The organism is Paraglaciecola sp., from assembly GCF_030730205.1.
Lineage (GTDB): Bacteria > Pseudomonadota > Gammaproteobacteria > Enterobacterales > Alteromonadaceae > Paraglaciecola.
In genome coordinates this window covers 1-11,312 of sequence record NZ_JANQVQ010000215.1, presented here as the reverse complement: position 1 = coordinate 11,312, position 11,312 = coordinate 1, and the positions used below count along the sequence as shown (strand labels likewise).

9 protein-coding genes are annotated in these 11,312 nt (G+C 43.1%); 7 read left to right on the top strand and 2 right to left on the bottom strand.

Annotated features, from left to right (window positions below; genetic code table 11):
- Positions 1 to 228 precede the first annotated feature (228 nt).
- Both NWQ57_RS14500 and NWQ57_RS14495 read left to right on the top strand, forming a co-directional pair.
- On the top strand, positions 229 to 687 hold the full coding sequence (locus NWQ57_RS14500; protein WP_306022877.1) for a DUF3299 domain-containing protein: 459 nt from the start codon (positions 229 to 231) through the stop codon (positions 685 to 687).
- A gap of 134 nt (positions 688 to 821) precedes the next feature.
- Entirely contained in the window at positions 822 to 2,441 is a 1,620-nt protein-coding gene (locus tag NWQ57_RS14495) for a methyl-accepting chemotaxis protein (protein WP_306022876.1), read from the top strand.
- 107 nt (positions 2,442 to 2,548) lie between these two features.
- Here the strand turns inward: NWQ57_RS14495 and NWQ57_RS14490 are convergent, their stop codons facing one another.
- The gene (locus tag NWQ57_RS14490; protein ID WP_306022875.1) at positions 2,549 to 2,941 is read right to left on the bottom strand and encodes a thioesterase family protein; all 393 of its coding nucleotides are present in this window, start codon (positions 2,939 to 2,941) and stop codon (positions 2,549 to 2,551) included.
- Positions 2,942 to 2,943: 2 nt separating this feature from the next.
- Positions 2,944 to 5,778, bottom strand: coding sequence for an excinuclease ABC subunit UvrA (gene uvrA / locus NWQ57_RS14485; protein WP_306022874.1), 2,835 nt, complete (start codon positions 5,776 to 5,778; stop codon positions 2,944 to 2,946).
- 198 nt (positions 5,779 to 5,976) lie between these two features.
- On the opposite strand from uvrA, the gene NWQ57_RS14480 reads away from it, so the two are divergent.
- The 5 genes from NWQ57_RS14480 (at position 5,977) to NWQ57_RS14460 (ending at position 11,312) form a co-directional block, all read left to right on the top strand.
- On the top strand, positions 5,977 to 7,320 hold the full coding sequence (locus NWQ57_RS14480) for an MFS transporter (RefSeq protein ID WP_306022873.1): 1,344 nt from the start codon (positions 5,977 to 5,979) through the stop codon (positions 7,318 to 7,320).
- A gap of 11 nt (positions 7,321 to 7,331) precedes the next feature.
- Positions 7,332 to 7,901, top strand: a complete 570-nt coding sequence (gene ssb, locus NWQ57_RS14475) for a single-stranded DNA-binding protein (RefSeq protein ID WP_306022872.1) — start codon at positions 7,332 to 7,334, stop codon at positions 7,899 to 7,901.
- 203 nt (positions 7,902 to 8,104) lie between these two features.
- Complete coding sequence (locus tag NWQ57_RS14470) at positions 8,105 to 8,836, top strand: glycosyltransferase family 2 protein (protein ID WP_306022878.1); 732 nt, start codon at positions 8,105 to 8,107, stop codon at positions 8,834 to 8,836.
- Positions 8,817 to 9,539 carry a TVP38/TMEM64 family protein gene (locus NWQ57_RS14465; protein WP_306022871.1) on the top strand — a complete coding sequence of 241 codons (723 nt, stop codon included), beginning with the start codon at positions 8,817 to 8,819 and terminating at the stop codon, positions 9,537 to 9,539. Before NWQ57_RS14470 ends, NWQ57_RS14465 begins: the two co-directional genes overlap by 20 nt.
- Positions 9,540 to 9,578: 39 nt before the next feature.
- The gene (locus NWQ57_RS14460) at positions 9,579 to 11,312 is read left to right on the top strand and encodes a glycosyltransferase family 39 protein (RefSeq protein WP_306022870.1); all 1,734 of its coding nucleotides are present in this window, start codon (positions 9,579 to 9,581) and stop codon (positions 11,310 to 11,312) included.

The window sequence follows — 11,312 nt, the reverse complement described above, 5'->3', positions numbered from 1 at the left end:
TAAATAATACCAATCGCGTATTGTTTTAGTGAAAGCCGACATCAGTCGGCTTTTTTGTGTCTACTTCATTCGCTTTACATAGCATTGCAAGTGATACTATCGTGATGAAAAATGAATCGTTAGTCGGGCACAGTCAGTTTAGTGGGAGCTTTAGGGCTTGAAATCCGTTTGTCTATTGACAGATGTAAACGAAGATTGCTAAATCAAAGCGCATTAAAAGGTCAAAAAATGAAAAAAATTCTTATTATGCTGTGTTTTATAGCCATGAACGCGCACTCAGAAACCTTAGAGTTATTCTGGGAAGATATGGTCCCTAAAGATTATATCGCTCCGCAACAACAAGTGCAGCATGAGGGCAGTATGGCCCAGCAAAATTTAGATGCGCCTGTGGTCACATCATTAAATGGTAAGCGCGTAAAAATCCCTGGTTTTATTGTGCCTCTTGAAGGAGACAACGAGCTGACTCGGGAATTTTTACTGGTGCCTTATTTTGGCGCTTGTATTCATGTTCCCCCTCCTCCGCCTAATCAAATAGTATATGTGAAGTTTTCTCAAGGTGTGCCGATAGATAACCTATATGACGCGGTCTGGGTGACTGGCATTTTATCGACAGATGCATGGGAAGGTGAACTCGCTAGCGTTGGTTATAGTTTAACGGGTATAAGTGTGACACCTTATGATGGATAATAGTGTTCGCGTGTAATTGTTTATAGATATTTCAAGTTGCTTTGCAGGGAAATCTGGCGGTTTGAAGTTTTGTGGTATAGCTTATTTATAAGCAAATTTAATCTAATAGTTTGATATTACAAAAAGGTAGCTCGATGAATTTCCTAACGAAAATGTCCATAGCACAAAAGTTATTTCTCATCCCAATCATCGGGACCGTTGGATTCTTGTTGTACTTGGGGATCACCACCGTAACAGGCTTACGAAATGTCGAGTTATTAGATGATATTATCGAGGTGCAGTACCCCGCTTTAGATGCTACTAATAGTGCCTTAGTCAAAATTGAAAAGGTTCGAGATACCCTCAGCAGTGCAGCGATCACCGGTGATGAAGACGCATTAGATACCGCAAAAACTATTGCGTCTGATACCGAAGCGTTACTCAAAAAAATCAAATCGATTAATCCCAATTTAGCCAACGAAGCGAATGACATTCTCGAATCCTTTGATCGTTATTTTCAGTTTGCCTTTGATATTTCAGAATCCATGGTCAATCAAACGGCAGACATGTCGAAATTAGGTGAAAGCTCAGTTCGTATGAATAATAACTATTCTGACGTCGCCAAAGCGCTGACTTCATTCAGAGATGCTCGCATCAAAGCGTTCCAAACAGGTATCAATGCATCCAAAGACAGCGGTACCAATCTAATCACTGTTGGTGCCATTATGGCGGTGTTTATTATCGTATTGTTGTTTGCCACTGCTATTCCTATCGTAACAGGACTGCGCGGCAGCATTGTTCAGGTCGTGACTTCTTTAAAAGATATTGCCCAGGAAGATGGGGATTTGACAGTACGTTTGGTCACCAAAAATAAAGATGAAATTGGCGACTTGGTTTATTGGTTTAACCAATTTATGGAAAAACTCCAAGGCGTGGTAAAAGACATTGTTAATGCGTCTTTGCCCTTGTCTGAATTAGCGCAAAATTTAAATCAATTAACTGACGATACCAACAAAACCATCGATGTGCAGCAACGTGCTGCTGGCGAGGCAAAACGCGCGGTCGACGACATGACCGCCAGCGTGAGTGCCGTCGCAACAAGCGCAGCTGAAGCGGCAAGCGCTGCCGGAGACGCATCTTCAGCGGCTGATAACGGGCAGTTAGTCGTCAATCACACAGTGCAAAGTATTCGTCAGTTGGCGGCTAATGTTGAAGAAACCGCAGAGGTTATTCGTAAATTAGAATCTGATTCTAATCAAGTCGGTGTGGTCTTAGATGTGATCAAAGGTATCGCCGAGCAGACAAACTTATTAGCCTTAAATGCAGCTATTGAGGCGGCTCGTGCCGGAGAGCAAGGTAGAGGCTTTGCGGTGGTGGCAGATGAGGTGAGAACCTTAGCTTCACGTACACAGCAATCAACAGAACAGATTCAAAAAACCATCGAGCAGTTACAAAACGCCGCTCGTTCGGCAGTAAATGTGATGTCAAAAGGTACTGAGCAAGCAACTAATAGTGTGGATACAGCTAACAAGGCAGGCCAAAGTTTGTCGGTCATTACTGAAACCATTAGCCGAATTACTCGCATGAATGATCAAATAGCACACTCAACCGGCGAGCAACAATCGGTGGCTAACACGATCAGTACCAACGTTGATGAAATCCATTTACGCACAGTAGAAACATCGAATAGCTCAGGTAAACTGGCTTCTGTTAGTGCTGAATTAGCTCAGTTAGCACAACATTTAGAAGGCATTACCAAACAGTTTAAGGTGTAATTACACGCTTTATGTAAAAGCCGTTCTATTTGTACAAGACTCAAGCAAGTCAGTGTGCAAATAGAACGGCTTTTTTGTACTTAACAACTAGCTCACGTCACCACACTTTAGACTTTAAAGTGAGCCTGTAATTGTTGTCTAACCGTTTCATTGATGGTTTGCGCTTTTGATAAAGTAAAGTCGAAGTGAACTAGGGTGGTGACGCCGGTCGCACAATGTTGCTCATTTTGCCAAAGCTCTTGATAAATATCGAAGGAGCTATTGCCAATACGACTGACAAACGTGCGGACTTCAACTAATTTTCCGTAGTATATTTGTTGCAGAAAATCGACTTTGTAACTGGCCAAGATCAATGGCCAGTTTTTTAAATCGAGCTCAGGGTTAAACATCCTAAAAATAGGCTCACGCGCTGTTTCAAACCATTGCACCAGCACGGTATTACTCACATGTGCAAGGGCATCCGTTTCACAAAAGCGCACTTTTATTTCTTCACGTAACATTCCTAACCTTCTTTAAACAACAATGGCTTAAGAAAACGTCCGGTATGCGAAGCGTCGACATGACAAATATCTTCAGGGATGCCCTGTGCGATAATTTGCCCCCCGCCAGAGCCCCCTTCAGGCCCTAAATCAATGACCCAGTCAGCGGTTTTAATCACATCCAAATTATGTTCAATGACCACCACAGTATTGCCATGATCGCGAAGTCTATGCAGTACCGCTAGTAGCTGCTTAATATCGTGAAAATGTAAACCCGTAGTGGGCTCATCGAGTATGTAAAGCGTTTGTCCTGTGTCGCGCTTAGATAGCTCTTTTGCAAGTTTAACGCGCTGGGCTTCACCACCAGAAAGGGTGGTTGCTGCTTGACCCAGACGCACATAAGATAAACCCACATCGATCAGAGTTTGTAATTTACGCGCGATGGCAGGAATGGCATCAAAGAACGGTCTGGCTTCTTCAATGGTCATCTCTAATACTTGGTGAATGTTCAATCCTTTGTACTGAATTTCAAGGGTTTCGCGGTTGTAGCGCTTACCTTTACACACATCACAAGGCACGTACACGTCAGGTAAAAAGTGCATTTCTACTTTAATAACACCGTCACCTTGGCACGCTTCACAACGTCCGCCTTTTACGTTAAAGCTGAAACGACCGGCTTGGTAACCTCTTGAGCGAGACTCTTGCGTACCTGCAAATAATTCGCGAACTGGCGTGAATATGCCAGCATAGGTAGCCGGGTTAGAACGAGGGGTACGACCAATTGGACTTTGATCAATGTCGACCACTTTATCCAGATACTGCATGCCATCTATGCTGGCGTAGGGTGCAGGCTCACCCGTCGTGGCGCCGTTTAATTCACGATGTGCAATACGATAAAAAGTATCATTGATTAAGGTCGATTTACCTGAGCCCGACACACCGGTTACGCAGGTCATTAATCCAATTGGGGCGCGAAAAGTGACATTTTTTAAATTATTGCCAGTGGCGCCCGTCATCTCGATCCATTTGCTTTGGTCGATGGGCGTACGAACCGTTGGAATTTCAATTCGCTCTCGGCCAGATAGGTATTTACCGGTTAATGAGTGCTCACTGTTTTTAATATCCTCAATCGTGCCTTGAGCAACAATTTCGCCTCCGTGTACCCCTGCTCCAGGACCAATATCAAGCACAAAATCGGCAGCGCGTATGGCATCCTCATCATGTTCTACCACGATAACGGTATTGCCCAAATCACGTAAGTGAATCAAGGTTTTTAACAAGCGCTCATTGTCTCGTTGATGCAAACCAATGGAAGGTTCATCCAGCACGTACATAACACCCACTAATCCTGCGCCAATTTGACTAGCCAGACGGATTCGCTGTGCTTCACCGCCGGATAAGGTATCGGCGCTGCGTGATAATGACAGGTAATTTAGCCCCACGTTTACTAAAAAGGTCAGTCTGTCGTTTATTTCTTTAAAGATTTTTTCAGCAATCTGCTCACGACTACCGGTTAAGGTGACACTGGCAAAAAACGCTAATGCCTCGGCGATAGACATATCAGTGATCGTAGGTAGGGGCGTGTCACCGATAAACACATTGCGAGCTTCTAAACGTAAACGGGTGCCGCCACAGCTAGTGCAGCTTTGTTGACTCAGATATTTGGCTAATTCGTCCCGAACCGCATTTGATTCCGTTTCTTTATAGCGGCGTTCCATATTAGGAATTATCCCTTCGAAAGGATGCTTGCGCTCCATAATATCGCCACGGTCGTTGATGTACTTAAATTTCAGCGAAGTCCCTTTACTACCAAATAGAATCAAATCTTTGGCTTTGGCATCGAGCTCTTTATAGGGCTTAGTTAAATCGAACTTATAATGATCAGCGACCGCTTGTAACATCTGAAAATAATAATAACTGCGCTTGTCCCAGCCACGAATAGCGCCACCAGACAAACTTAACTCGTCATTGCCAATAATTCGCGTCGGATCAAAAAACTGCTTAGTACCTAAGCCATCACAAGTCTGACACGCGCCAGCCGGATTATTGAAAGAAAATAAACGAGGTTCAAGTTCGGCCATGCTGTAGCCGCAATGCGGGCAGGCAAAGTTGGATGAAAACACCAGTTCTTTTTTACTCGGATCGTCCATAAAGGCAATTTTAGCGGTGCCGCCAGATAAATTCAGCGCGGTTTCAAAGGACTCAGCCAGTCGAAGTTTTAAATCTTCTCTTACTTTAAAGCGATCGACCACCACTTCGATGGTGTGTTTTTTATGTAAATCTAATGGTGGCGGGTCAGATAAGTCACATACCTCACCGTCAATACGAGCACGAATAAAGCCTTGAGCAGATAAATTTTCTAAGGTTTTAACGTGTTCTCCCTTACGATCCTGCACGACTGGGCCGAGCAACATTAATTTTGTTTCTGGCTCCATATCCAATACACGATCAACCATTTGACTGATGGTTTGGGCGTTTAGTGGCACGTGATGGTCAGGACAACGTGGCTCACCTACCCGAGCGTATAACAACCGTAAGTAATCATATATTTCAGTGATTGTGCCCACTGTTGAGCGAGGGTTGTGTGATGTGGATTTTTGCTCGATGGAAATGGCGGGTGATAAGCCTTCGATGTGATCCACATCAGGCTTTTCCATCATTGATAAAAATTGTCTAGCGTAAGCAGACAATGATTCCACATAACGACGCTGACCTTCTGCATACAGGGTATCAAATGCCAGTGATGATTTACCTGAGCCTGATAAACCAGTGATAACGGTGAGTTTGTCTCGTGGGATGTCTAAGCTGATGTTTTTCAGATTGTGGGTGCGAGCACCACGTACTTCAATTCTGTCCATTTTTAACCATATTTGCGGGCAAAAGAGTAGTATTACATACTCTGCAAAGTAGCTCTACGGCAACCGTGATTATCTTTTGTAGCGCTAGCAAATTAGCTGGAATAGACAGTTTAAGCTATCGGCAAAACTGACTTGCTGTGATATTATAGCGCGCTAAAAACGCCCCTAATTAACGACTTTAACCGAATAGTAATTACTTTGAATTCAACTGAACTTCGCGCGGCTTTTTCGCTCGCATTTATCTATGTTCTGCGCATGCTAGGCTTATTTATGATTATGCCTGTCATGGCCGTTGCAGCCCGAGATTACCCTGATTACTCTGTTATGTTAGTCGGCTTAGCCATTGGCGGTTATGGTTTAACCCAGGCGATGTTGCAAATACCTATGGGAGTGTTGTCAGACAAAATTGGTCGCAAACCCGTTATTATTATAGGTTTGGTGTTTTTTGCCCTTGGAAGTTTATTAGCTGCGTTTTCTGATAGTTTAATGTGGATAGTGCTTGGTCGTTTTCTACAAGGGGCGGGGGCGATAGCCGGAGCAATTATGGCTTTGGCAGGAGATCTAAGCCGTGAAAAGCAGCGGCCCAAGGTCATGGCAATTATCGGCATTGCTATTGGCTTTTCATTTTACATAGCGCTTCTATTAGGACCTACCATCGCTAATGCATATGGCCTAAAAGGCATCTTTTTAGCCACAGGTGTACTCGCCATTTTATGTATGTTGTTAGTTTGGTTGGTGGTGCCGAACCCTTATGATGTCGCACCTAAAGGCGACACGCTGCCTGTTATCAAAGACATTAAGAGATTGCTTGCCCATCCTCAGCTTATGAGGCTTGACCTGAGCGTCTTGGTGCTGCACATGCTAATCACCTTATTGTTTGTGCACATTCCAAAGTTTTTTGTGGCCTTGGGCTGGCCAATGTCGCAGCACTGGCAGTTATATCTAGGTATTCTAATGGTTTCTATTGCGGGTTTGGCGCTTATCATGGGCCTTGGCCGTAAGATTAATCAGGTCAGCTTAATGGTAGCCAGTGTGATGGGCCTCGCAATTGTTTTTGCTTTACTGAGTATCGAACACGTATCACTACTGTGGTTATTGGTTCTGGTAAGTGTGTTTTTTACTTGCTTCAATTACTTGGAAGCGAATTTTCCGGCTATGGTGTCTAGTGTGGCGCCAGCGGGTAAAAAAGGCTCTGCAATGGGTATATACGCCAGTTGCCAGTTTTTTGGAGCCTTTTTAGGTGGTATGTTGTCGGCTTCAATCAGTCAATTTTTTGGTAGTCAGTGGGTATTTGGTCTTGCCGCGGTCTTATGTGTAGTGTGGGTATATTTAATCAAAGGTTTGCATAGTACACAGCGCTTAAAACGTTATACACTTAAGGTTAACAGTCAAACTGCTGAGCACGCCATGCAACAAATAGCCGAATTGGATGGTGTTGAAGATTTAACCTTCATGCCAAGTGAACAGGTTATTTATATTAAAGTCGATGGGCAGAAATTTGATATTCAGCGGGCTCGCAATTCCCTGAATTTAGAAGAATAAGAGGAGAAAAAATGGCGACTAAAGGTGTAAACAAAGTAATTTTAGTGGGTAATTTAGGGCAAGATCCTGAAGTTCGTTATATGCCTAACGGCAATGCAGTGGCAAATTTAACCTTGGCCACCAGTGAAAGTTGGAAAGATCAAGCGGGACAATTACAAGAACGCACTGAATGGCACAGAATTACCATGTACCGTCGCTTGGCAGAAATTGCCGGTGAATACTTGCGTAAAGGTTCGCAAATTTATATTGAAGGAAAATTGCAGACTCGTAAGTGGCAAGATCAACAAGGTCAAGATCGTTACACCACAGAAGTCATTGCCGATCAGTTGCAAATGTTGGGCGGTAAAGGTGGACAAGGTGGTGGTCAATCTGAAGGTGGTTTTCAGCCTCGCCAAGCACCTCAAGGTAATCAAGGCGGCTACAATCAGGGCCAACAACCGAGTTATCAGAAGATGCCTAATCAAGGTGGATCTAATCAAGCGCCAGCAAATCAAGGATTCAATCAGGCTCCAGCAGGTCAAAAAAATCAGCCTCCTATGGTTGAGCCAGACTTTGATTTTGATGATGACATCCCTTTTTAAATTAGATGAACAGTATGTATAAGCCTCTAACCTTTAGGGGCTTTTTGTTGTTTAAGTTGCAAGAATAAGTACAGATAGTGCAATAAATGAACTGGCGATAATCATACGATTAAGTTACATACTGGGTTAATAGTGACTTAAGTTTTGTTATATATTGTATTGATTAACTTAAAATTTTTGAGCAAAAAATGAATAAAAAAACGTTGGATGTTTCAGTCGTAATTCCGGCCAAAAACGAGGAGGAAAATGTCGCTCCTGTTATTGAAGCCATTGTCAGTGCCTTAACTGACAAAGTGTCTTTTGAAATTGTCTACGTAGATGATGGCAGTGATGACCAAACCTACGGTGAACTTCAACGTTTAATCGCCCAAGGTATTGAGCAAATTACTCCAGTCAAACATCGTTATTCTGTGGGTCAAAGTACGGCTATTCATACAGGCGTTCAGTTAGCTCAAGGCCAACTGATTGTTACCTTGGATGCTGATGGCCAAAATGACCCAGCGGATATTCCCAAACTAATCGATCAAGCCATGTTACAACCATTCGGCACTGATTTTTGTATTGCCGGGTTTCGTAAAAATCGGAAAGACACCAGTTGGAAACGATTTCAATCTAAAATTGCGAATAAAGTGCGTAGTACTCTGCTTCATGACGGTACCCCAGATACTGGCTGCGGCTTAAAAGTGTTCCCTAAATCGACATTTTTAAAACTACCTTATTTTAATCATATGCATCGTTTTTTACCTGCCTTGGTGCGCCGTTTAGGAGGTCATATCGTGGTGGTAGAAGTGAATCATCTTGACCGGCAACATGGCGTATCAAAATACAACATGTTAGGTCGTTTGGGTGTAGGTTTAATTGATATGTTCGGGGTGATGTGGCTGCAGCGTAGGGTAAAAATAGCTGAGGTTGTTAGTGTCAACCAAGACAACTAGTACAGGTCTTTTTGCTGCACCTTGGTTTAAGAGTAGCTTAATACTGCTGGTGGTTTGTGCCTTAGTCGGCTTTTTAGTCAGTTTACTGCCTTACAATGAAGTGCTAAATAAAAACTGGGTTGATGTGCATATCCGCGATAGCGGCATGACAGGTATGTTGGTATTTTTAGTGATTGGAGCGACCGCGACTGCGCTTGGGGCCCCGCGACAAATGATCGCCTTTTTAGGTGGTTATGCTTTTGGCTTTGCTCTTGGTTGCTTATTGTCGACCTTGGCGACTGCTTTGAGTTGTTTTTTTAGTTTCTACTTTTCTCGCCTTTTAGCCAAGCGGTTCATTCAGAAACGCTTTGCGCACAAAATTAAACGCATCGATCAGTTTTTGCACAAAGACCCACTCACTAAAACAATTGTAATCCGTCTACTGCCGGTGGGTAACAACCTAGTAACTAATCTAATTGCGGGTGTTACTCATGTTAGAGCCAGTCGCTTTGTGTTTGGCTCTTTTATTGGATACATACCACAAATGGCGATATTTGCTTTGATGGGCAAAGGTATCGTGGTGTTATCAGCGTGGAAAATAGCGCTCAGCGTAGTGCTGTTAATCATCTCTGGGGCATTAAGCTTGCGATTGTATAAACAATATAAGGCAGCACGTTTATTGGATGATGAATCTGCTGATGTTATTGGAAATACCCCCGTTTAGTTTGTTAATCGTCCTACTCTCTTATTCAAGGTGCAGCCAATGAAACAACCTCTCCCCTACTTTAATGCTGACTTTGGTCAAAACCACTTGAGTAATATGTACTGGCTTTTTGGTTTAGCGGTTTTTATGATCTTTATAGGGCTCGGTTTACGCGATCCTTGGCCTGCTGATGAACCTCGTTTTGCCCAAATTGCTATGGAAATGGTGCATTCAGGGCAATGGTTTTTCCCTTCTAGAGCGGGTGAATTATATCCAGACAAACCCCCTATTTTTATGTGGTCAATTGCTTTTTTCTATTGGTTGACCGGCTCAATTAATATCGCCTTTCTATTGCCCTCAGCCCTGTCGGGCTTAGTGACAATGTACTTAGTGTATAGTCTTGGTCGTCGTTTGTGGTCTAATCGGATAGGCTTTTACGCTGCGATACTTTTAATTTTTAGTGTGCAATTTACCTTGCAAGCTAAAACGGCACAGATTGATGCCATGGTTTGCATGTGGATCACATTAGGATGTTATGGCTTATTGCGTTTTTTATTGATTGACGGTCTTTGGCGCTGGTATTTCATGGCGTGGTTTTTTATGGGAATAGGTGTAATTACCAAGGGTGTCGGTTTTTTACCTTTGTTAATGTTGTTCCCCTTTGCTTTGCTTCGAGGTTTTAAAGTTCAAAATTCTTATATTGCAGCCCCTCAAATTGAAGGTGGTTGGCGTTGGTGGCTGGGTCCATTGGTGATGTTAGGCGCAATCAGTTTGTGGTTTTTACCCATGTTATTACTGGTAGAACATAGCCAAAATCCCTTATTTGAAACCTACCGCGACAATATACTGTTTAAACAAACCGTAAAACGGTATGCGGATTCATGGCATCACATCAAACCCTTTTATTACTATGTCACGTCGGTTGTGCCGGTGTTTTGGTTACCTATTTCCTTGCTGTTACCCTGGTTATTTTCTCATTGGAAATTAGCGTTTAAAGAGCGAGATTTTCGTATTATTTTGCCCCTAGTATGGGTAGCTTTGGTGCTAGTGTTTTTTAGTGTTAGCCCCGGTAAGCGTGGCGTCTATATTTTGCCAGCTTTACCCATGTTGGCCTTAGTAACAGCCCCTTACCTAGCGGCAGTACTTAAACATAAATGGCCAAATCGTTTGCTATTTTTACTAGTTAGTTTTATTTCAGTTATCATGTTACTCGCCGCGCTAGCCGGTTGGATGGAAATTAAGGCGGCCAGTAAATTGGTTGAAAAGTATCAAGTTGAGCCTTGGGGTTTTTTAGCGACTATTGGCCTGACTGGCCTATTAATCATTGCTTTGACATGGTTGAAAAAACCCCAGTTAAAACTGGCGAGCTGGCCACTATTTATCATGGCCCTATGGATTATATATAGTACGTGGGGCTACGCACTCTTAGGTCCAGTAAAAACGCCAAAATCGGTGTTTGACGCTATGTCTGACTCAGTACCAAGTGACGCTGAACTGGCCTTAGTAGACTTCTCAGAACAATTTATATTATTTTCTCCCTACTCTATTACACATTTCGGCTATCACACCGACAATCAAGAGCAAGTCAAGGCCGCTTGGCATTGGCAAGGTGATGATACTAAGCGCTTTATATTAATAGACGAAAATGAAGTGACCCTATGCTTTGATCCTACAAAAGCCTTAGACGTGGGTTATGCCCACCGAGTGCATTGGCTTATTTTAGGCGTTGAGAGTCGGTTGGTACAATGTGCTGTACCAAATGATGATGTTCACCAATATCATCTTGCTAAGTAA

Excerpts from the sequence above, each read along its gene's own strand:
- NWQ57_RS14500 (WP_306022877.1), top strand. The coding sequence starts at position 229 with ATGAAAAAAATTCTTATTATGCTGTGTTTTATAGCCATGAACGCGCAC.
- NWQ57_RS14495 (WP_306022876.1), top strand. The coding sequence starts at position 822 with ATGAATTTCCTAACGAAAATGTCCATAGCACAAAAGTTATTTCTCATC.
- NWQ57_RS14490 (WP_306022875.1), bottom strand. The coding sequence starts at position 2,941 with ATGTTACGTGAAGAAATAAAAGTGCGCTTTTGTGAAACGGATGCCCTT.
- uvrA (WP_306022874.1), bottom strand. The coding sequence starts at position 5,778 with ATGGACAGAATTGAAGTACGTGGTGCTCGCACCCACAATCTGAAAAAC.
- ssb (WP_306022872.1), top strand. The coding sequence starts at position 7,332 with ATGGCGACTAAAGGTGTAAACAAAGTAATTTTAGTGGGTAATTTAGGG.
- NWQ57_RS14460 (WP_306022870.1), top strand. The coding sequence starts at position 9,579 with ATGAAACAACCTCTCCCCTACTTTAATGCTGACTTTGGTCAAAACCAC.